Annotated in this window: 22 protein-coding genes and 1 tRNA gene; 7 read left to right on the plus strand and 16 right to left on the minus strand. The window is 66.9% G+C overall.

All coding sequences use genetic code 11. The features are described from left to right. Together ACE3QW_RS19115 and ACE3QW_RS19120 are read left to right on the plus strand one after the other, a co-directional pair. The coding region (locus ACE3QW_RS19115; protein WP_374253277.1) for a hypothetical protein at positions 1 to 498 on the plus strand (498 nt) is incomplete at its 5' end. Then, a complete protein-coding gene (locus ACE3QW_RS19120; RefSeq protein WP_374253279.1) occupies positions 495 to 3,065 on the plus strand; it encodes a DUF3987 domain-containing protein in 2,571 nt (856 codons plus the stop codon). The genes ACE3QW_RS19115 and ACE3QW_RS19120, both read left to right, overlap by 4 nt. Positions 3,066 to 3,559: 494 nt before the next feature. Here the strand turns inward: ACE3QW_RS19120 and ACE3QW_RS19125 are convergent, their stop codons facing one another. From ACE3QW_RS19125 to ACE3QW_RS19165, 9 genes are all read right to left on the minus strand, one after another. Beyond that, positions 3,560 to 3,928, minus strand: coding sequence for a type II toxin-antitoxin system HigA family antitoxin (locus tag ACE3QW_RS19125; protein ID WP_374253281.1), 369 nt, complete (start codon positions 3,926 to 3,928; stop codon positions 3,560 to 3,562). Positions 3,929 to 3,938: 10 nt separating this feature from the next. Next, positions 3,939 to 4,241, minus strand: coding sequence for a type II toxin-antitoxin system HigB family toxin (locus ACE3QW_RS19130; RefSeq protein WP_374253283.1), 303 nt, complete (start codon positions 4,239 to 4,241; stop codon positions 3,939 to 3,941). Between the two features lie 382 nt (positions 4,242 to 4,623). Further along, a tRNA-Ser gene (locus ACE3QW_RS19135) sits at positions 4,624 to 4,715 on the minus strand. 143 nt (positions 4,716 to 4,858) lie between these two features. Then, positions 4,859 to 6,826: a tetratricopeptide repeat protein gene (locus tag ACE3QW_RS19140; protein ID WP_374253285.1), complete on the minus strand. Its 1,968-nt coding sequence runs from the start codon at positions 6,824 to 6,826 to the stop codon at positions 4,859 to 4,861. Positions 6,827 to 6,883: 57 nt separating this feature from the next. After that, the gene (locus ACE3QW_RS19145; protein WP_024279463.1) at positions 6,884 to 7,597 is read right to left on the minus strand and encodes a glutathione binding-like protein; all 714 of its coding nucleotides are present in this window, start codon (positions 7,595 to 7,597) and stop codon (positions 6,884 to 6,886) included. Positions 7,598 to 7,690: 93 nt separating this feature from the next. After that, positions 7,691 to 8,170: a GNAT family N-acetyltransferase gene (locus ACE3QW_RS19150; RefSeq protein ID WP_374253287.1), complete on the minus strand. Its 480-nt coding sequence runs from the start codon at positions 8,168 to 8,170 to the stop codon at positions 7,691 to 7,693. Beyond that, positions 8,161 to 9,693: an ArnT family glycosyltransferase gene (locus tag ACE3QW_RS19155; protein ID WP_374253289.1), complete on the minus strand. Its 1,533-nt coding sequence runs from the start codon at positions 9,691 to 9,693 to the stop codon at positions 8,161 to 8,163. The genes ACE3QW_RS19150 and ACE3QW_RS19155 overlap by 10 nt, the downstream gene beginning before the upstream one ends. Positions 9,694 to 9,797: 104 nt before the next feature. Continuing rightward, a complete protein-coding gene (locus ACE3QW_RS19160) occupies positions 9,798 to 10,088 on the minus strand; it encodes an acylphosphatase (RefSeq protein ID WP_374253291.1) in 291 nt (96 codons plus the stop codon). Positions 10,089 to 10,094: 6 nt separating this feature from the next. Further along, a complete protein-coding gene (locus ACE3QW_RS19165; RefSeq protein ID WP_374253293.1) occupies positions 10,095 to 10,916 on the minus strand; it encodes a cell envelope integrity EipB family protein in 822 nt (273 codons plus the stop codon). 132 nt (positions 10,917 to 11,048) lie between these two features. On the opposite strand from ACE3QW_RS19165, the gene ACE3QW_RS19170 reads away from it, so the two are divergent. From ACE3QW_RS19170 to ACE3QW_RS19185, 4 genes are all read left to right on the plus strand, one after another. Beyond that, positions 11,049 to 11,513, plus strand: coding sequence for a RidA family protein (locus ACE3QW_RS19170; protein WP_029558132.1), 465 nt, complete (start codon positions 11,049 to 11,051; stop codon positions 11,511 to 11,513). A 12-nt stretch (positions 11,514 to 11,525) separates the two neighbouring features. Then, positions 11,526 to 12,275 (plus strand): glycerophosphodiester phosphodiesterase family protein, encoded by a 750-nt coding sequence (locus ACE3QW_RS19175; protein ID WP_374253295.1) that lies wholly within the window; start codon positions 11,526 to 11,528, stop codon positions 12,273 to 12,275. A 64-nt stretch (positions 12,276 to 12,339) separates the two neighbouring features. After that, complete coding sequence (locus ACE3QW_RS19180; RefSeq protein WP_374253297.1) at positions 12,340 to 13,512, plus strand: GNAT family N-acetyltransferase; 1,173 nt, start codon at positions 12,340 to 12,342, stop codon at positions 13,510 to 13,512. Between the two features lie 116 nt (positions 13,513 to 13,628). Next, positions 13,629 to 14,399 carry a proteasome-type protease gene (locus tag ACE3QW_RS19185; RefSeq protein ID WP_024279471.1) on the plus strand — a complete coding sequence of 257 codons (771 nt, stop codon included), beginning with the start codon at positions 13,629 to 13,631 and terminating at the stop codon, positions 14,397 to 14,399. Positions 14,400 to 14,475: 76 nt separating this feature from the next. Here the strand turns inward: ACE3QW_RS19185 and ACE3QW_RS19190 are convergent, their stop codons facing one another. The 5 genes from ACE3QW_RS19190 to ACE3QW_RS19210 all read right to left on the minus strand — a co-directional run bounded on the left by ACE3QW_RS19190 (position 14,476) and on the right by ACE3QW_RS19210 (position 17,822). Beyond that, complete coding sequence (locus ACE3QW_RS19190) at positions 14,476 to 14,934, minus strand: peptidylprolyl isomerase (RefSeq protein ID WP_029558129.1); 459 nt, start codon at positions 14,932 to 14,934, stop codon at positions 14,476 to 14,478. 95 nt (positions 14,935 to 15,029) lie between these two features. Continuing rightward, positions 15,030 to 15,590 (minus strand): peptidylprolyl isomerase, encoded by a 561-nt coding sequence (locus ACE3QW_RS19195; RefSeq protein WP_374253299.1) that lies wholly within the window; start codon positions 15,588 to 15,590, stop codon positions 15,030 to 15,032. Positions 15,591 to 15,660: 70 nt separating this feature from the next. Further along, positions 15,661 to 16,170 (minus strand): pantetheine-phosphate adenylyltransferase, encoded by a 510-nt coding sequence (coaD, locus tag ACE3QW_RS19200; RefSeq protein ID WP_029558126.1) that lies wholly within the window; start codon positions 16,168 to 16,170, stop codon positions 15,661 to 15,663. 89 nt (positions 16,171 to 16,259) lie between these two features. Beyond that, positions 16,260 to 16,976 (minus strand): metal-dependent hydrolase, encoded by a 717-nt coding sequence (locus ACE3QW_RS19205; RefSeq protein WP_024279475.1) that lies wholly within the window; start codon positions 16,974 to 16,976, stop codon positions 16,260 to 16,262. A gap of 114 nt (positions 16,977 to 17,090) precedes the next feature. Continuing rightward, positions 17,091 to 17,822, minus strand: coding sequence for a cytochrome c biogenesis CcdA family protein (locus ACE3QW_RS19210; RefSeq protein ID WP_250168415.1), 732 nt, complete (start codon positions 17,820 to 17,822; stop codon positions 17,091 to 17,093). A gap of 183 nt (positions 17,823 to 18,005) precedes the next feature. On the opposite strand from ACE3QW_RS19210, the gene ACE3QW_RS19215 reads away from it, so the two are divergent. Beyond that, positions 18,006 to 19,019, plus strand: a complete 1,014-nt coding sequence (locus ACE3QW_RS19215) for a YcjF family protein (RefSeq protein ID WP_374253301.1) — start codon at positions 18,006 to 18,008, stop codon at positions 19,017 to 19,019. Here the strand turns inward: ACE3QW_RS19215 and ACE3QW_RS19220 are convergent. Next, entirely contained in the window at positions 19,005 to 19,589 is a 585-nt protein-coding gene (locus ACE3QW_RS19220) for a hypothetical protein (protein WP_374253303.1), read from the minus strand. The two genes, ACE3QW_RS19215 and ACE3QW_RS19220, sit on opposite strands and share 15 nt — an antisense overlap. Beyond that, a complete protein-coding gene (locus tag ACE3QW_RS19225; RefSeq protein ID WP_024279479.1) occupies positions 19,586 to 20,758 on the minus strand; it encodes a VWA domain-containing protein in 1,173 nt (390 codons plus the stop codon). Before ACE3QW_RS19225 ends, ACE3QW_RS19220 begins: the two co-directional genes overlap by 4 nt. Between the last annotated feature and the right edge of the window lie 33 nt (positions 20,759 to 20,791).

Raw genomic sequence — 20,791 nt, forward strand, 5'->3', positions numbered from 1 at the left:
GATCGAACGGACTATTCCGATGTCAATTTTATTGACGTTGAAACCCTCGATCATACTGAACACTCACGGCGCATTGGCATCATGCTCGACCTTGGGTTCGAGCAGTGGACGGTCCACGAGCGCATCACCCCCATCCGGGGTGCCGGAGAATTTCAGCAGCGATGCTCAGCTCTCCTAATCCATCGTGACGTTGGCGTTGTGGATGATGAACGGACAGCGCAAATCTTGAGCACGTTCGCCATCCGCAACTACGTACTGCCGGGCTTCCGACACCTCTCGGCGTTTGAGTTCTGGAACGAGCGCTGGTGTGAGGAATTCGTTGTGCTCGGCCGCGCGCGCATCAGCGTCGAGCAGATGCTGCGATGGGCACGCCCCCGCAAGCCTGAGATCGATCAGATCGAGGCGCAATTCGACAGGGCGGCCCGCACCGTCGCGGCGAAGAGACAGCGCGAGCGCTCGCGCCTCCGCTTCCATCGGCATCAGTGCGTGGTGGCATGATGGGCTGCGTTCTCCACCCACCATTCGATCCGGCCACGATCCAAACCAACTCCAAGCTCGCCTTGGCGCTGGCGCCTTCGCTCGCGATCTTTCCCTGCGACGATAACAAGCAACCGCTCCACGGCACGCCGTGGAAGTCGGCCCGGCCCGGCCAGATCGACCGGGTACAGCGCTGGTGGTCGGCCCATCCCGACGCGATGCCCGGCATACACCTGGGCGCGGTTGGCCTGATCGTCATGGATGCGGACGGCGCCGAGGGCATTGCCGCCTTCGAGCGGATCGCGGAGCCACATGGTGGCGTCCCGGAGTGCCCCATGGTGGACACGCCTTCGGGCGGCCGGCACTTCTACTTCAAGCAGCCGCCGGGCGAGAAGCTGGGCAACAGTCGGGGTTCGCTGCCGCCCAAGAGTGAATGCCCGATCGATGTGCGCGGCGACGGCGGCTATGTGATCGCCCCCGATGCGACGCGGGATGATGGGGTGTATCTGTTTCCGGATGGCGATCCTCTCGACATCCTGCATGCCCCAGAGCTGCCCGATTGGCTGCACGACATCCTTACCGGCAAGCGGGAGGAGGAGCCACGTCCAGCTCCGATTGCTCCTAGTTCTCTGCCCAAGGTCTTAAATTCGAGCCTGACCGCCGTCCGCACGCTCGACATGGGCCACCCCCGGCTGCGTGCTTGGGTAGAGAGCGCATTCGATGCCGAGATCAAAGCACTGGAGCAATGCGGAACGGGCGGCCGGAACAACCAGTTGAACACGTCTGCCTTCGCCGTCTTCCAGCTCGTCGCGGCGGGGTGGGTGGCCGAGGATGTGGCCCATGGCGCGCTCGTCCAGGCGGCCGAGGCGTGCGGGCTGGTGAAGGACGACGGTCGCCGATCGGTGCTGCGGACGATCGCGTCGGCACGCAAGGGCGGCATGGGGCAGCCTCGGCAGGTGCCGGAGGAGTTCCAGCGCGACGAGGAGATCGCGGCGGCGGCCGTCGAGCTGAACCGCGAAATCGCAGTGTCGGCCGATGGCACGATCCACGACGCGACGACGGGCGAGGTGATTGAGCCGGAAGCCTTGGCTGCCACGTGGGAAGTACCAGACCTTTCCCTCTTGCGAGAAGGCCGCCGCAAGCCTCCGATCTTTCATCCCGAATGGCTTGGCCCCCACCTAGCACGTTGGGCCGAGGCTCAAGCCCGTGCGACGTGGGCGCCGATCGACTATGTGGCCGTCTTGCTCTTGGCGCTGGTCGGAGGTCTCCTTGGTAATCGCCGCCGCCCGCTCGCTGGCGCTGGATGGGAAGAGCCCCCCACCTTGTTCGCAGCTCTCGTCGGCGATCCTTCGTCGGGGAAGTCTCCAGCGTCTTCGGCGGTCATGAGCCTCTTGAATCTGGAAGAGACCTCCCTCGAGGCAGACTATCGGTATCGCCTCAGTGAATACGAGGAAGCCAAGCTCGCCGCCGACGCGGTCATGGAGGCCCACAAAAGGGCGGCCCGCGAGGCAATGCGGGCCAGCCCTGAATTGGCCGCTGCCATCCCTGTTGCTTTGCCAGAGGGCTTCCGCGAGCCCGTAAGGCCTTTCCTGAAACGCATCGTGGTCCGGGACAGCACGGTGGAGCGGCTTGGCACCCTCTCGGCAGAGAACCCTGCCGGCCTGATCCTCCACCGCGACGAACTGGCGGGCCTCTTCGCGAGCTTTGGCAGGTACAGCGGGGGCGGCGGTAGTGATCGCCAGTTCTTCCTTGAAGCCTATGGTGGCCGCAGCTTCACCGTTGACCGCGTAAAGAGTGGCGACCCCATCCGCGTGCCGCATCTGTCGATCGGTATCATTGGCGCGTTGCAGCCGGACAAGGCAGCTGAGCTATTGAAGGGGGCGGACGATGGCTTCGTGTCGCGGTTTCTTTGGAGCTGGCCAGACCCTGTTGCCGGGTTCCGGATCGCGCGCGAAAAATTCGACCGAAGCCCAGCAGAACGCGTGGTCAATCGGTGCTGTCGGCTCAATATGTGCTCGAATGCGCCTCCACTGCCGGACAGCCCTGTTCTTCTCCCGCTGGAAGAAGGCGCGATCGCGGTGCTGGAGCGATTCGCCCAGACGATCAAGGTGCGGGAGAGCAAGGCGTCTCCACTCATGAAAAGCGCCCTTGGCAAGGCGCGTGGCCATGCGTTGCGCCTTTCGTGCGTGTTGACGCATCTCTGGTGGGGAGCCGATCCACAGGCATCGTGGGACGATCCGCCGAACATCGGCGAAACTGCCGTGGCCACAGCCTGTGAAATGATGGCTTCCTATTTTCTGCCCATGGCCGAGCGCGTCTTCGGCGACGCGTCAATCCCTGTCGCTGAAACGCATGCTGCGATCTTGGCCCGGCACATGCACGAGAAACGGCTTCCAACATTCAACGCGTCGAAGGGTCGTTACGCTGTTGGCGGAGCGCTTCGGGAAGGTTCGAACATGGATGCGGCCTGTGCCGAGCTTGTAGAGGCAGGCATTCTCCAGCCAATAGCGGCCCCCAGAAAGCGCGGGCGGCCGAGTAAAGATTTTGCAGTAAATCCGGCGATTTTCTCACAAGCGGGCAATGGATGATGTGCAAGGTGGCTTCGAAAATATGCTCGGCGACCGATCTATTGCATTGCCGTGGTCTGCCTTCTTGCGACGACCGAGATGGGCGGATGCTAATAAATGCTAAGGGCGACCCGCAATGTGGGGATGACGGCCCTGTTGACATTTGTTGGCGATGAACGGTCGCCTGCGAGGAGACAAAGCACGTCCGGACAAGATGTGCATGCCCGCTCCGAGCGCGAGGTTCTTGATATTTCTTAAGGTTCCGTCGTGCGATCCGAGTCGGCTACAGCGTGCGTGGGCCGATGTGGAGGCCGCCCGCGGGCTAGGAAATGCTAGGGACAGGGCTGCCGACCTCCCCAGGATTCCGAAGGTCAGGGAAGCGGAAAACCTGTCAAAACCTGATTTGCCGGAGGCACCTCGGGGGCCGGCTACAGCGCCAAGGCGGCGCAGGTGCAGAGCGTGAGCCTCTTATCAAATTCTATGGTCAAGGCGGCCGTCGAAGCTGCGATGGCTGCTCACGCCGCCAGTTCGTATGGCCGAATGAGTAGCTCGGCCGGGACGCCCCATTCGCGGTTGAGCTGCCGCACCATCTCCATGGTGAGCGCCCGCTTGCGGTTGATGATTTCCGACGCACGCGAAGCGGAGCCGAAAAGGCGGGCAAGGCCGGCCTGCCCCTCCCCGCGCTGCTCCATCATAAATCTAATGATCTCCACCGGATCGCCTTCCGGAACAGGCCAGCGCTGCTCCTCATAGCGCTCCACGAGAGTCGCGAGGATATCCAGCCGATCAGCCTCGGGCGTGCCGGGAGCGGCGTCGAACAGGCGCCCGATCTCCGCCAGGGCCGCCGCATGGTCGGCGTCAGTGTGGATAGGGTTGATCTCCATATCGGCCTCCTCAAAACTGCGACACGGTCAGGGCATCGATCCGGTCGTACTCGGCATGCGTGCCGATGAACTTCACGAACGCGATCCCCACGCCGAAGTTGACGGTGACGATCAGGCGATAGTCGCCCCCATGAATTTCGAACCCCACCCGCTCCCCATTCAGCGCCTTGGCCTTGGAGAAGGTGGCGAGCACGTCGGCGATGGATGCCCAGCGGGCAGCCTTCGCCACTTGTTCCCAGTGCTCCAGCGGCACCCTCGTCTCGGGATGACGTTCCCAGAAGTCGACGAGGGTGCTGCGGGCGATGATCCTCATGGCAGGAATCATGCTTTCCCAATTTGGGAAAATCAAGGAAATTTCCCAAGACGGGAAGCCGGCTGATGCACCTAGTGGAGGCAGGCGGCATTATCTGGAGCGCAAGCGAATTTCGAGATTTGAGCCAATCCGGATTTATCTATTTGAAATTACAACGATAATCAAATTTATGGATATCTGGAATTTCTGGCTATGGAGAGAGAAAATAGGGAATGATCGGAATCGCCAGTAGGGGGCAGGCCGAGGCGAGCCGTAGGCTGCCCATGGCGGCCGAAGAACTCCATCCGAGCGGAAGGAACTGCGCGAGATGGGGTCAGGGGTGGGGTTACCATCCCGCACCAGCCCTAAACGAGTGCAATACCAACGCATTATCGAAAACAAGTGGCGGAGACGGAGGGATTCGAACCCTCGAGACCCTTTTGGGGGTCTGCTCATTTAGCAAACGAGTGCCTTCAGCCTCTCGGCCACGTCTCCAGCGCTCCCCTCCTATGCCGGACCGCTGCGACCTTTGCAAGGCGTGCCGGCTACCGGCATGCGAGCTTCTCCCCGTCAAACGTGCGGGGCTGCATCGGAACCCTCACGCCTTGGGCGGCCAGAAGGGTGCAAGGGACGGGGACTCACACCATGGCGCGAATCTCGGCCGCCAACGCGTCGAACACGCCTCCCCAGTCTCCCGCTTTGGTCTGCCGGAACAGGCGCACGCTGGGAAAGAACACGCTGCGTTCGCCGGAATATCCCCAGCGCCAGTCGGGCACCGCCCGCAATGCCGCAAATGCAGGGAAGGCCCGCGCACCGCAGAGGTGGATCAGCGCCGTGTCGCTTGAGACGACCAGATCGAGGTGGTGGAGCACGCCGACCGTATCGAGGAAAATACCGTCCGCGTTGAAGCCGTTGCCGAGCTGGAAGATCGAGTCGGCAAACGGCACCTGCCGAAGTTGCTCGGTGCCCTCTCCATGCTGGAGGCTCACGAGCCGGACGCCCGGCAGTCTGGCCAGCGGCTCGAACGCCGCCAATGGAATGGAGCGACCCACGTCGACAGCGCGCGACGGGTTGCCCTGCCAGTTGATGCCGATCGTAAACGTCCCCTCCTCCCGCACCCATCTCCACTTCGCGATGCGATCGGCCGGTGCCGTTAGATAAGGCGCAGCCGGCCATTTCGTGGGATCCGGCTGGAGCAGAAGCGGCAGACTGCCGGCTGGAATCCAGCGCACGCCCGGCTGTGTGGTGTCGATCTCCGAGAGGTTGCCCACCACGGTCACGCGCGCGTCGAGGTTCCGCATCAGCGGCACCAGCCCGGGACGCGTCAGCAGCACCGTGCGGATGCCGCCGTCGGCCAGCAACCGCACCAGCCGGCCGAAAAGCAGCTCGTCTCCGATGCCCTGTTCACCGACGACCACCAGCAGTTCCGGCCGCTCCTGCCCATCCCACCGGATGAAATCCAGCGGCCGGTAGGGTGGCGGAAGAAGGTGCTCGCGCGATTCGTAGGCGGCCCATCCCCGCTCCCAGCGCCCCCGCGCGAGTTCGTCGGCCGCGGTCATGAAACGGCCGTTGGGCTCCTGCGGATCCGCTTCAAGGGCTGCGTCCAGGGCCGGACGGATCTCCTCGGTCCGGCCGAGGTCGGCGAACAGCCGGGCGCGCGTCACATGAGCCGGGGCAAGGCCGGGATCGATGGCGATGGCGCGCTCCACATCGGCCAGCGCAGCGGCGAAATCGCCTTCCGCCCGGAGCACCTCGGCCCGGTGCTCACGGAAAAGAGCTGCCTCGGGCGATTGCGCGAGCGCGAGGTCGCATTGCGCGAGGGCGGCGGGAAACTCCTCCAGATGCCGCAGCACGAAAACGAGCACTTCGCGCGCCTTCATGTCCTTGGGGTCTCGCTCCAAGGCCGCGAGGAAGCAGTCGCGCGCCTCGCGCAGCTGCCCGCTGGCCATGAGGCTCCGGCCCTTGATGACGTAGCCCTCCGCTGCCCTTGGGGCGAGCCGGATCGCCTGCGTCGCGGCATTGGCCGCCTCGCTCTGGCGATCGAGCGCGAAGAGCGTCGACGCCTTGTCCGTCCAGAATCGCGCCTCTCCCGGACGCTGCGAGATGAGGATGTCGAGATCCTTCAGCGCGGCCTCCGCCCGGCCGAGCCGCTGCAAGGCAACCGAGCGGTTGGCCCGCGCCTCGACCGATTTTGCGTCGATCTCCAGAACCCGGTCATAGCGGGCCACCGCCTCTTCGAGGCGATCGAGCCGCGCCAGTGTGTTGGCCGCGAGATAGTGGGCCTCCGAGAGGCCCGGATCGAGTTCAGCCGATTTCTCGAACGCGCCGAGGGCGCGGTCCCATTTCTCCTCGGCCTGGTAGACCGCGCCCATGATGAGCTGGGCGTGCGGATTGGACTTGTGGCCGTCCCGCGCCTTGCGCGCGACCGCGTGGGCCTCCTTGGGCCGGCCGGACTGGAGAAGCGCCAGCGTGAGCAGGCGCGCGACCTCGAAGGAATTCGGCGCGTCGCGCAGGATCGCACGGTAGATGGGGATCGCCTGATCGAGGCGCCCCTCCCGATGCAACGCCCCAGCGCGCGCGAGGTCGGCCCGGAAATCCTTCTGCATCGCGCCCCCCAATGGCGTGTGTGGTACGTCCGCGAGGTCGCGCGATCCGGGTTGCCCTCAGGTGCGGGCGCGCTGGCCGAACAGGATGCTCTGGGCTTCCTTGTCCTTCGAGAGGTCGTGCTTGGCGCGCTCCTCCTGGTTCACCGCAAGGCCCCGCTGCACCGCCGGCCGGGCGAGCACGCGCTCGAGCCACGCCTTGAGGTGGGGAAATTCCTCGATGTGCTGGCCCTGCCGCTCCCACAGCTTGGCCCATCCGATGCAGGCGATGTCGGCGATGGAATAGTCGCCGGCGAGATACTCCCGGTCCTTCAGGCGCGTGTTCATGACGCCGTAGAGCCGGTGCACCTCGTTGGTATATCGCTCGACCGCATAGGGGATCTTTTCCGGCGCGTAGATGCGGAAATGGTGCGCCTGCCCGGCCATGGGGCCGAGGCCGCCCATCTGCCAGAACAGCCACTGCTCCACCTCGACCCGCTTGCGCTCGTCGGAGGGGTAGAACTGCCCGGTCTTGCGGCCGAGATACTGGAGAATGGCACCCGACTCGAACACCGAGATGGGCGCGCCGCCGGGACCGTCGGGATCGACGATGGCGGGCATCTTGTTGTTCGGGGAGATGGCGAGGAAGTCGGGCTGGAACTGGTCGCCCTTGCCGATGTTCACGAGCTTCACCGTGTAGGGAAGCCCGCACTCCTCAAGCATGATGCTGATTTTGTAGCCGTTAGGCGTCGGCCAGTAATAAAGCTCGATCGGCGAAGACTCGACTGCGGCCATCATGCCCTCCCTGCGGCCTGTGCCGCCGCTTCGGTAAGACGTAGACACCCCCCGGTGTCGGGGCAAGGGGGGACCACCGAAGGCGCCCGCCTCCTAGGCCAGAACGATCTTGAAGCCCTCGTGGGAGTTCGAAAAGCCGAGCCGGCGGTAGAATCGGTGCGCGTCGGTGCGCAGCTTGCTGGAGGTGAGCGCGAGCGTCGCCGCGCCTTCCGCAGCCGCCTTCTCCATGGCGAAGCGCACCATGGCCTCGCCGATGCGCCGGCCGCGCAGGCTTTCGTCCACCTGCACCGCCTCGATAAGCGCCCGCTTCGCTCCCCGCCCCGGCAGGCTGGTCACGAACATCAGCTGGAACGTGCCCACGACACGCCCATCCAGTTCCGCCGCGTAAAGGCGCGCCCGCGGATCGTCCGCGATGGCGGCAAAGGCGGCGCGATAGTGATCCTGCGCCTCGGGCGCGGTTGTGTCGCCGTGGCCGCCCAGCGTGTCGGAGGCGAACAGCGCCACCAGCGCGGGAAGGTCCTCGGTGCGGGCCTCGCGAATCTGGAGGCCGCCGGGCGCGGGCGTCACCGGCACAGCGGATCGTCCGGCGGGAGAATGGTCATCTGCCAGTCGCTCCAGCGGTGGGGATTCATCCACGGGGACCACCATTTCACCGACACTTCGATGGTATTTTGGTCCGCCGGCGGCAGGAGCAGCTTGGGCAGGCCGTTGAAGATGCCGGTGACGCGGGCGCAGCCGGTGGTGGGGCGGGACGGCGGCCTGTACTGGTTCTCGCGCACGATGACGACCCGCGCGCCGGGAATGGCCGCCCTGAGCCGGCCGGCGGACGTGCGGTCGTCGGCCACGAGGGTCGGCGCGTCGCCGAGCTTGTTCGCCACCGCCACCTGGAGCTTGTAGAGCGGCTCGGCCGCGATGCAGCGCCCGCACAGCCGAGGATCGGGCCACAGGGGCACCACCATCCGCGAGATCATGATGCCGCCGCTGACCACCGCCAGCAGGGTGAGATAGATCCACACCCGCGGACGCCAGCCGCCGAGCCGTTCCAGCTCGGCGAACAGATAGACCGGCAGCAGCAGCAGGAAGACGTGGAAATAGCGGTCGCGCAGGCTCGCGGTGCCCATGGCCAGCGTCGAAGCGAAAGTGACGACGATGCCGATGACGATGATGGACCGCAGCACGCGCCGTGCCGCGCCCCGCTCGGGGGCGTCGGGCGTGGCCCCGTCGCCGCGATTGTAGGGAAGGAACACCAGCGCGACGACCAGCACCAAAGGTAGCACATAGCCGAACAGGGCGCCGACCATGGTGGAGACCACCGCGTCCCATCCCGCGCCGGTGATGCCGATGGTCTGGGCCGTGGCCTCGGCCACGTTCTGGCCGTAGTGCCAGAGGGCGAAGCCGTAGATGCCGAGGGGCACCGCCGCCACCACGAACGTGACGAGAAGGCGGGGATCGAGAATCACCTTCCGGTACGTCGGCTCCAGCAGGCAGGCCACCACCAGCACGCCGATGAAGGCCACGAAGCCGAACTTGCCGAGCGTGCCGGCGGCGATCCACAGGCCGAGCCCGGCATAAAGGCCAAGGCTGCGATGGCGGCTCAAAGCCATCACCGTGAGGAAGGCGCCGGCGATGGCGACGATCATCACGTTGGAATGGGTCAGGATGCGATGGCTGTGATAGCCGAGCACCCAGATGAACGAGAGCGAGAAGGTGGCGAGCGCCTGCAGCCGCGGATCGGCGATCATCCGCCGCGCCACCCGGTAGACCAGCATGGCGCAGGCGAACAGCAGCGTGTAGCGCAGCACCGCGAAGGACACGGTGCCGACGCCGAGCACGCGCTGCAGGGCCCACAGGAGCCAGTCGAACAGCGGCGGGTTACGCGGGACATACGACAGCTGCAGCGACTGCACCATGTAGCTCTCGATGGCGTCGTCCGCGTTCACCGCGATCTCGAACACCACCGCGATCACCGCGTGCAGCACCATCCAGAGGCCGACGATGAAGGCGACGCCTTCGGGCCGGGCCCAGAAGGGAACGGCCCCCTGCGCGCCAGCCGCTGCGGGCGCGGACGCATCCCTGTCGAGATAAGTGTCGGTCACGGGGCACTCCTCATCAGCGCCTCTATACCGGCGTGCCGCCTGCTGCGCCACCGCGTGGGGCGCGGGGCTGCGGCGGCCAGCGATGCCGGAACGGCCGGGGAAAACTAGAGGGTTTCGAGCACGATGAAGCGCTCGCGCCCGCCGGCGGCCAGCGCCGCCTCGGAGACCTCATGCACCAGCATTTCATCGACGCGGGCGCCGGCCGGGCCGGCGCGGCACGCCGCGAGCATGGCCTCGACCACATCCGGGGGACCTGCGAAAATCGCCTCCACGGCACCGGACCGGCGGTTGCGCGCGAAGCCGAGGAGACCGCGCCCCGCCGCCTCCCGCGCGCACCACGCGCGATAGCCGACGCCCTGCACCCGCCCGCGCAGCATCACATGGACATAGCGCATGGGCGCCTATTCCGTGCAGGCGCCGGGCGGGTTCAGCGCCTCGAACGAGGCCATGGCGCCGACCAGGGCGAAGCGGCCATAGTCGATCTTGAGGCTGCCGACGACGCCATTGTCATAGAGCGAGAAGCTCATGACATAAGCGGGCGTGCGGTCCACGCCGCCCTCGTCGAAATAGCTGATGGTGACGGGATAGAAGGTGCGCCCGGCGAGCGTCGCCTTGGCCGGCGCCGCGAGGCGGGTCTCGTCGGTGCTGGGACGGCCGATGACGGCCAGCGTGTCGAACACCTTCTGCGGGTCGGTCGCGCCGTCATAGACCTTGGCCTGATAGACGCTTTCCCCGGCCGCGGCCGCGGCCAGCACCTTCTTCACGTGCTCGGTGGGCATCAGGATGTCGCCCTTGAGGGTGAAGGTGGCCGACTCGGGCTTGGTGACGACGACCCGCAGGGCCGGCGGCTCCTGCCGCTCGACATTGGCCTCAAGCTCCAGCCCGTCGTCGTCGCCGCCCTGGGTGGTCGCCAGGAAACGATAGGTCTTGCCGGCGCCGTCTTCCCAGGCCTTGGAGGTGACGGTCTGCCGCAGCGGCTCGCCACCGGTGGAGGCGGCGCTCTGCTGGCTGGTGACGGTGGTGTAGCCGGCGCAGGCGTCGCCGGTGATCTCGTAGCGAATCTCGCCGTTCATCTCCTCGAGCTGGCCCGAGGGCTTGGAGCCGTCGAGGGAGAGGCGGTAGGTCGCCTTGTGCGGCAGCAGGTTCACCGCGCCGGCGGGCAGCGCGGAGAAGCACCACAGGCCGGCCATCGTCGCCGCGGCGAGGCGCAAATGCTTGGTCATGTCTCAACTCCTTCCGGGCGTCCGGCGCGGACAACGCATGCGTGCCGCCCGCTTATCGCGTTGCTTGCGCCGGCGCGGCTCTTCGGCGAAGAGGATGGCTTAATTGCGCGCTGCATATGGCAGGAGGCCATCATGACTTCATCCGTCGAAAAGAAGCTCGCCGAACTCGGAATCACTTTGCCGAGCCCCAAGCCGCCCATCGCCAATTATGTGCCGGCGGTGCGCACCGGCAACCTGCTGTTCATTTCCGGGCAGGTTTCCATCGACGGTGAAGGCAAGATCGCCACCGGCAAGCTCGGCGCCGGCGTCAGCATCGAAGCCGGACAGGCTGCCGCGAAGCTCTGCGCCATCAACATCCTCGCCCAGGTGAAGGCCGCCATCGGCGACCTCGACAAGGTGGTGCGGATCGTGAAGCTCGTCGGCTTCGTCAATGCCACGGGCGACTTCACCGACCATCCCAAGGTCGTCAACGGCTGCTCGGACTTCTTCGTCGAGGCGCTGGGCGACAAGGGTCGCCATGCGCGCTCGGCCGTGGGCGTCTCCGGCCTGCCCTTCGATGCCTCGGTGGAAGTGGAAGCCATCGTCGAGATCGCCTGAACGGAGAGGACCATGGGAGACCTGAGCTGGATCACCGCCCGCCCGGTCGCCCATCGCGGCCTGCACGACAAGGCGCGCGGCATCATCGAGAACGCCCTGTCGGCCGCCGAGGCGGCGGCCGACGCGGGCTATCCCATCGAGCTGGACATTCAGATCAGCGCCGATGGCGAGGCCGTGGTGTTCCACGACTTCACCCTCGATCGCCTCACGGCGGCCAAGGGCGCGGTCTCGGCGCTCAGCGCTGCGGAACTGGGGCGCACGGCGCTGGCGGGCACGCCGGACACGATTCCCACGCTCGCCGACTTCCTCGCCCGCGTCGGCGGGCGGGTGCCGCTCTTCATCGAGATCAAGAGCGCGTTTTCGGGCGACACGCGGCTCGTGGCGCGGGCGGTGGAGGTGCTCAACGGCTATGGCGGCAAGGTTGCGCTGATCTCCTTCGACCCGCAGATGCTGGCCGAGGCGAAGGCCCAGGCGCCGCACATTCCGCGCGGCATCATCGCCCAGGCCCGCTATGACGGCGCCCACTGGCCGGGCATGACGCCCGAGCGCGCGCGGATGCTGGCGGACATGGATCACCATGCCTCCAGCGGCTACGATTTCATCACCTATCACTTCACCGATCTGGAGCATCCGGCCCTGATCGCGGCCCGCGCGCGGGGCGTGCCCGTGACCGCCTGGACGGTTCGCAGCCCGAATGATGCCGCCCGCGCGCTGGCCGGGGCCGACCAGATCGTCTTCGAGGGCTTCACGCCGCAGGGATAGGGGCGTAAATCTGCGGCGTCCTGTCGCGGTGGTCAGGCTCTACCGCAATGCACACTTAAGCTCGATGCCCGACGCCCACATCCGCATCCTGCCCAACCTGTCCGAGATCAAGGCGGCCGAATGGGACGCCTGCGCGGCGGGTGGGGCGGCCCGCCCCGAACCGTTTGTGAGCCACGCTTTCCTCTCCGCTCTGGAGGAATCCGGCTGCGCCGCCGCGCGCACCGGCTGGCTGCCGCAGCACCTCGTGCTCGACGGGCCGGACGGCAAGGCCGCCGCGGTCTGCCCAGCCTATCTGAAGTCCCACTCGCGCGGCGAATACGTCTTCGATCAGGGCTGGGCCGACGCCTATATGCGGGCGGGTGGCGAATATTACCCCAAGGTGCAGGTGGCGGTGCCCTTCACCCCCGTCACCGGCCGGCGGCTCCTTCTGAAGGACCCGGACGATCCGGTGGGCCGGCTGGCGCTGGGCGCCGGCATCAAGCAGCTGGTGCGGCTGCGCGGCGCGTCCTCGGCCCATGTGACCTTTTCCACCGAGGAGGAATGGGAGGAGCTGGCATCCCTCGGCTTCCTCAAGCGCACCGACCGCCAGTTCCACTGGACCAATTCGGGCTACGCCACCTACGACGATTTCCTCGCCGAACTCGCCTCGCGCAAGCGCAAGGCGCTGAAGAAGGAGCGGCGGGAGGCCATCGCGGAGGGAATCTCCATCGAGTGGCTCACCGGCAAGACCCTGACGGAAGAGGCCTTCGACGCCTTCTTCATGTTCTATCTCGACACCGGCGGCCGCAAATGGGGCACGCCCTATCTCAACCGCCAGTTCTTCCAGCGCGCCGCCGAGCGGATGGCCGACCAGATCCTGCTGGTGATGGCGCGGCGGGACGGGCGCTACATTGCCGGTGCCCTGAATTTCATTGGCGCCGAGACGCTCTATGGCCGCTACTGGGGCGCGGTGGAGCACCACCCCTTCCTGCATTTCGAGGTCTGCTACCATCAGGCCATCGACTATGCGATCGCCACCGGCCTCAAGGTGGTGGAGGCCGGCGCGCAGGGCGAGCACAAGCTGGCGCGGGGCTATCTGCCCAAGGCCACCTATTCCGCTCACTACATCGTGCACCCCGGCCTCGCGGGGGCCGTCGCGCAGTATCTGGAGCGCGAGCGCACCCATGTGGAGGAGGATTCGGCCGTACTGACCGAGCTCGGCCCCTTCCGGCGGTGCGTGGAGGAGGAGCAGGACTGAAGGCCCAAGGCGGCCCCACGCTTCCGTTCCCCCTCTTCGCCACGCGACATCATCCGCCCGGTTGCCCGGCTCACGGGCGGGTCGCTATAGTCCCCCCGCCAATTTGGGGACAGGCGATGACGTATTGCTGTGGGGTTCTGGTCCGGGACGGTCTGGTGCTGATCGCCGACACGCGGACCAATGCGGGCCTCGACAACATTTCCACCTTCCGCAAGCTCCACATCTTCGAGGAGCCGGGCCATCACGTGCTGGGCCTTGCCACGGCTGGCAACCTGTCCGTCTCCCAGTCGGTCGTGAGCATGCTGCACGAGGGCGTGGAGGACCACGAAGTCGGGGAGCGCAGGCAGCTGCGCGACTGCCGGACCATGTTCCAGGCCGCCCAGCTCGTGGGCACCGCCATCCGTCAGGTCCACAAGGTCAACGGCGCCTTCATGGAGCAGTCGAACGTCAGCTTCGACGTGTCGTTCCTGCTCGGCGGCCAGATCGCCGGCGACAGCCTGCGGCTCTACATGGTCTATTCCGCCGGCAATTTCATTGAATGCACGCAAGACACGCCGTTCCTGCAGATCGGCGAGCACAAATACGGCAAGCCGGTGCTGGACCGCGCGGTGAACTACGACATGGAGATTTCCGAGGCGCTGAAATCGAGCCTCATCTCCATGGATTCCACCATGCGCTCCAACCTCGGGGTGGGCCTGCCCATCGACGTGATGGTGGTGACGCCGGATTCGCTCCGCTCCGAGCTGATCTATCGCATTGAGCCCGGCGAGCCCTATTTCCACGATCTGCGGGAGCGCTGGTCGGCCGCGCTGCGTTCGGCCCACGCCTCTATCCCCAAGCCCCCCTACCTCAAGAACGGCCGCCCACGGGTGGTCAACGAGGCCTGAGGCAAGCTCAGGTCGAATGAAAAAGGGCGCCCCAGCGGGCGCCCTTCTCAATTTCAGCAGCCTCGGAGGCCGTAGATCAGGCAGCCTTGGGGGCGAGCTTGGCGGTGACGATCTTGTCCGGATCCTTCACGGGCTCGCCGCGCTTGATCTGGTCGATGTTCTCCATGCCTTCGATCACCTCGCCCCACACCGTGTACTGGCGGTCGAGGAAGCGGGCGTCGGTGAAGCAGATGAAGAACTGGCTGTCGCCGGAATCGGGATTCTGCGCGCGGGCCATGGAGCAGGTGCCGCGGACGTGGGGCTGGGCATTGAACTCCGCCTTCAGCTTCTTGCCCGAGCCGCCCATGCCGGTGCCGGTCGGATCGCCGGTCTGGGCCATGAAGCCCTCGATCACGCGGTGGAACGGCACGCCGTTGTAGAAACCCTGGGAGACCAGCTCCTTGATGCGGGCGACATGGCCGGGGGCGAGGTCGGGGCGGAACGCAATGGTCACCGGGCCCTTGGTGGTTTCGAGGATCAGGACTTCATCGCTCATCAATCTCTTCCTTCACAGGCGGCGCACCGGGCGCCGGTCGGGGAAATCGTTTCCGCCGGCTGAGCCGATCGGAGGGGGTGTCTTCTGGCCGGTGCTCACTTGGCGTCGGCGGCGACCTGCATCTTCACGATCTTGTCGGGGTTGGACACCGAACCGCTGGAGCCGGAGCCCTTCTTGATCTTGTCGATGAACTCCATGCCCGACACCACCTGGCCCACCACGGTGTATTGGCCGTTCAGGCTCGGGGTCTCGTCGAACATGATGAAGAACTGGGAATTGGCGCTGTTGGGCGAGGACGCGCGCGCCATGCCCACCACGCCGCGCTTGAACGGCACGTTGGAGAATTCCGCCGGCAGGTTCGGATACTTGGAGCCGCCGGTGCCGTTGCCATACTGGCCGTCGCCGGTCTGGGCCATGAAGCCGTCGATGACGCGGTGGAACGGCACGTTGTTGTAATAGCCCTCGCGGGTCAGCAGCTTGAGCCGCTCCACGTGCTGCGGGGCAAGATCGGGGCGCAGGGCAATGACGACGCGGCCATAGGGCGTGTCGAGATAGAGCGTGTTCTGCGGGTCCGGCTTGGTCTGGGCCGCCGCCGGCAGCGCGAAGGCCAGCACGACGAACGCTGCGGCGAGGAAACGGCCGAGAAGGCGCGTCATATGGGTCACTCCCGGAAAGCCCCGGCCTCGGGGCGGTTTGGCCGCATGGACGCGGCGGCGAATGAGGGCGCTATCGCTTGAACTTGGCATCGAGCCGCGCCAGCACCTGCGGCGGCACGAAGGCGGAGACGTCCCCGCCCATGGACGCGATCTGCCGCACGAGAGTGGCGGTGATGGGGCGCACGCGGGGCGAGGCGGGCAGGAACACCGTCTGGATGCCCGGCGCCAGCGTGCCGTTCATGCCGGCCATCTGCATCTCGTAGTCGAGATCCGTGCCGTCGCGCAGGCCGCGGATGAGCAGCGTGGCGCCGAGCTGTTGGGCGGTGGTGATGATGAGATTGTCGAAGGTGACGGCCTCCAGCGTCGCGTTCTCCTCCGCCGCCACCGGCCCGCACACCTCGCGCAGCATGGCGAGCCGCTCCTCGGCGGCGAACAGCGGCGCCTTGCCGGGATGGATGCCCACCGCCAGCACCAGCCGGTCGGCGAGGCGGCAGGCGGAACGCACCACGTCCAGATGGCCGTTGGTGAGCGGATCGAAGGAGCCACCATAGATGGCGGTGCGCAGGGTATGTTCGCTCATGCGGCCTGTCTTCAGCCTGTTCTGATCCCGCAAGGCCTAGCCTTGCGGGCGCCGGGACGCAATGGGGGGCGGGAAAGCCCCCTCCCCGCTCAGACCTCGAACGAGCCGCCGCTCTCCGGCACCACCACCTTCACGGGGTGGCCCTTCAGCGCCTCGACGAAGGCGGAGGCATCGGGCACCAGGATGGGGAAGGTGCCGTAGTGGATCGGCACCACGATCTCCACGCCCGGCAGGAAGCGCTTCACCGCCAGCGCGGCGACCTCCGGCCCCATGGTGAAGCGGTCGCCGATGGGGATGAACACCACCTTCGGCGCGTGGATCTCGCACAGCAGCGCCATGTCGGAGAAAATGTCCGTGTCCGCCATGTGCCACACGGTCGGCTCGCCCGGCGCCTTGATGATGAGGCCGGTGGGATTGCCGAGATATTCGGACGGCGCCGCGGGGCCGCCCGAGGAGTGGTCGGCGCGCACCATGGTCACGCTGAAGCCGCCGAGGTCCAGCTTGCCGCCGGTGTTCATCATCTGCGGCGCATTGCCGGCGCCCTTGGCCGAGAGGTAGGCGCACAGCTCGGGATTGGCCACCACCGGCAGGGTCCGGCTGGCGTCGGCGGCGTCCTCCACCAGCGAGAGCGTGTCGCCGATATGGTCGCCGTGGCCGTGGGTGAGCAGGATATGCGTCACCCCGCGCGAGGCGTCCTCCACCGTGGAGCGGAAGCTGGGATTGCCGGTGAAGAAGGGATCGATGAGGACGGCCTTGTCGGCGAAATCGAGCCGGAAGGCGGCGTGGCCGTACCAGGTGATCTTCATGGGATTGCCTCTGGTGGCTTCATGCGTGCGCGGGATGGTCCGGCATGGCGCCGGCGCGCAAGGAAGGGTTCGGGGCGCGGAGTATCCCGGAAGCCCCGCGAACGCGCAATCTCCTCAGCCGATGGTGGACAACGAGGGGAAGGTCTCGATCAGCCAGTAGCTCGCATGGGCGATCCAGCCGGACATGAAGGCGATGCCGGTGAGCACAAGCAGCGCGCCCATGGCCTTCTCCACCATCGGGAGCATCTTGCGCATGTGGACAAGGCCGCGCAGGAACGGCCGCACGGCGAACGCCGCCGCGAGAAAGGGCACGCCCAGCCCGAGAGAATAGATGGCCAAAAGGCCCGCGCCCTTCGAGACGGTGGCCTCCGACCCCGCCACGGCGAGGATGGCACCCAGCACCGGGCCGAGGCACGGCGTCCAGCCGAAGGCGAAGGCGAGGCCCATCACGAAGGCGCCCCACAGCCCCGTCGGCGCATGGACATGCGCCCGCGCCGTCCGGTGCAGGAGGTGGATGCGGAACACGCCGAGGAAGTTCAGCCCCATGATGATGATGGCGATGCCGGCGATGATGGACAGCACGTCGAGATGGGCGCGCAGAAGGTCGCCGATGGCCGAAGCCCCCGCCCCCAGCGCCACGAACACCACGCTGAAGCCCGAGACGAACAGCGCCGCGCCGACCAGCGCCCGCCGCTCCACCTCCTTCACCGGTTCCGCGCCGGCGAGGTCTTCCAGCGTGCTGCCGCCGAGAAAGCACAAATAGGGCGGCACCAGAGGCAGGACGCAGGGGGAGACGAAGCTCGCAAGGCCGGCGAGGAAGGCGGCAGGCAGGGTCACGTCGGCCATTCTTGGGTCGCGGCTCTCTTCTGGTGGACGGGAACGCCCCTTCTTTGCGCTCCTATTGAAGCCCCAGGCCGGCCGGGGCAAGCCACACATCGCCGCGCTCGCCGGCTTGTGAGCGGCGGCCTGCGCGGTTCGCGCGCGCTCCCGGCCCTTGCGGGCGCCGCAATTCGGGGACATCTCAAGGGAATGAGCGACGAGCGCACTTCCCCCCGGCGTCCGCAGGTGTTCCGCCTCGATGAGGCGAACATCACCCTGGCCCCGCCCGAGATGGCGGAGGTGGAAGCCGCCCTGCCCGTTCCTGTGCCGGTAAAGCCGAAGCGGGGCTGGGGCCTGTCCCTTGCCGGGCTGTTCTGGTCGGCCCTCGGCGGCGTCCTGAGCCTTGCCGCCTATGTGGGGCTGAGCAAGCTGGTCGAAGACCTTTATGCCCGCGCCCCGTGGCTCGGCTGGGTGGGCATCGGCGTCACCGCCCTCCTGCTCATCGCCGCCGTGCTGATCGTGGCGCGCGAGGTGGCGGGGCTCTCGCGGCTGGCCCGCCTCGACGACATCCGCGACCGGTCCGAGCGGGCCCTGGCCGAGGACGACCGGCCGCTCGCCGAGGGCGTTGTTAAGGACGTGCTCAAGCTCTCCTCCCATGCGCCCACCCTCGCGCGGGCGCGCATGGATCTGGAAGGGCATCTCTCCGGCATCATCGACGGTGCCGATCTCGTGCGCCTCGCCGAGCGCACGCTGCTCCCGTCGCTGGATTCGCAGGCGCGACAGATGGTGTCGGACGCCGCCCGCAACGTCTCCGTCGTCACCGCCGTATCGCCCCGCGCGGTGGTGGACCTCGCCTTCGTGCTCTACAGCGCCGTGACGCTGATGCGCCGCCTCGCCTATCTCTATGGCGGACGTCCGGGCACGCTCGGCACCTTCCGCCTCGTGCGCCATGTGCTCGGGCACCTTGCCGTGACCGGCGGCATGGCGGCGGGGGACACGCTGGTGCAGCAGCTCGTGGGTCAGGGGCTTGCCGCGCGCCTCTCCGCCCGGCTGGGGGAGGGTGTGGTCAACGGCCTGCTCACCGCCCGGCTCGGCCTTGCCGCCATCGCCGTGACACGGCCGCTGCCCTTCACCGCTTTGCCCGCCCCGCGCCTCGCGGACGTGGCCACCGGGCTTATGCGCAAGGCCGAGGAAGAGGAAGCGGTCGTCTCACGCCGGCAATAGGTGTCGCGGCAGCGCCTCGGGCGTGTAGGTGACGGGCCGGTTGCGCCAGATCATCTCGGCGGTGGGCCACACCACGAAGGCCCCCAGCGCACCCAGGAACAGGGCGAAGGCCCATTCCTGCTGCAGGATGGCGAAGCCGAAGACCGCAAGAAGGCCAGCGAGCGCAGCAAGGCCCGCCGCAACCATCATCCAGAAGCGCAGCGGAGCATATCCGCCGCGGCAGCGGGGCGCCACGGCCGAGGCGGCCAGCGCCCGGTGCAGGGCCCGGACGAACGCCGCATAATCCTCCCGCTGGTCGCGCACGCCGGTGAGGGAGATGCGCGAGGCGGAGCCCGCCTTCAGACGCGTGCCATCGCGCCCGGCAATCTCCATCTCGAAGCTCGGCGCGGCGAACTTGGCCGGCAGGAAGCGCAATTGCACCGAGATGATATCCGCCAGTCTGAGCCGGCCCTCGCGCGGGCCGATGCTCCAGAGCAGCGCCTCCGGCACCAGTTCCAGCCGTACGCCCGCGCCGCCGAGGCGGGGCAGATGCGCATAGACGATCGTTCCCGCGGGATAAGAGGCCGTCACGTCAGCTCCCGCATGGCGGTGTCGATGCCGTGCACGGTGAGGGGGAACATCCGGCCTTCGAGGATGTGGCGCACGAGCCGGATGGATTCCGTATAGCCCCAGTGCGGCTCCGGAACAGGGTTCAGCCATACGGCCTTGGGATAGGTGGTGAGCAGGCGTTCGAGCCACAGCTTCCCCGGCTCGGCATTGTTGTGCTCCACCGATCCGTTGGCGAACGTGATCTCGTAGGGACTCATGGAGGCATCGCCGACGAAGATCAGCTTGTAGTCGTGGCCGTAGGTGTGCAGCACGTCGAACAGGGGGATGCGCTCGGAGGCGCGGCGGGCGTTGGATTTCCACACGCTCTCATAGACGCAGTTGTGGAAATAGAAGTGCTCCAGGTGCTTGAACTCCATGCGCGCGGCGGAGAACAGCTCCTCCACCTGCTCCACATGCCAGTCCATGGAGCCGCCCACGTCGAGGAACAGCAGCACCTTCACCGCATTGCGCCGCTCCGGCCGCAGCTTCACGTCGAGATAGCCCTGGCGGGCGGTCTCGCGGATGGTGCCGTCGAGGTCCAGTTCGTCGGGGGCGCCGATGCGGGCGAACTTGCGCAGCCGGCGCAGGGCCACCTTGATGTTGCGGGTGCCCAGCTCGACCCCGTCGTCGAGATCCTTGAACTCGCGCTTGTCCCACACCTTCACCGCGCGGAAGTTGCGGTTGCCGTCCTGGCCGATGCGCACGCCCTCGGGATTGTAGCCATAGGCGCCGAAGGGCGAGGTGCCGGCGGTGCCGATCCACTTGGAGCCGCCCTGATGGCGCCCCTTCTGCTCCTCGAGCCGCTTTTTGAGCGTCTCCATGAGCTTGTCGAGGCCGCCCATGGCCTCGATCTGCGCCTTTTCCTCGTCGGTGAGGTGCTTCTCGACGAGCTTGCGCAGCCACTCCTCGGGGATGGACTGCCCCTCTTCGCCCAGCGCCTGCTCAAGCCCCTTGAAGCAGCGGCCGAAGACCTGGTCGAAACGGTCGAGGTGGCGCTCGTCCTTCACGAGGCTCGCGCGGGCGAGATAATAGAAGGCGTCCACCTGCCGGCCGGCCACGTCGCGGTCCATGGCCTCCATGAGGGTGAGATATTCCCGCACCGAGACCGGCACGCCTGCGGCCTTGAGCGCCTCGAAGAAGGCAATGAACATCGCGCCCTGACCCTTCCAACGCGGTATGTCGCG

The sequence above is a fragment of the Xanthobacter sp. genome (assembly GCF_041911315.1).
Classification (GTDB): domain Bacteria; phylum Pseudomonadota; class Alphaproteobacteria; order Rhizobiales; family Xanthobacteraceae; genus Xanthobacter; species Xanthobacter aminoxidans.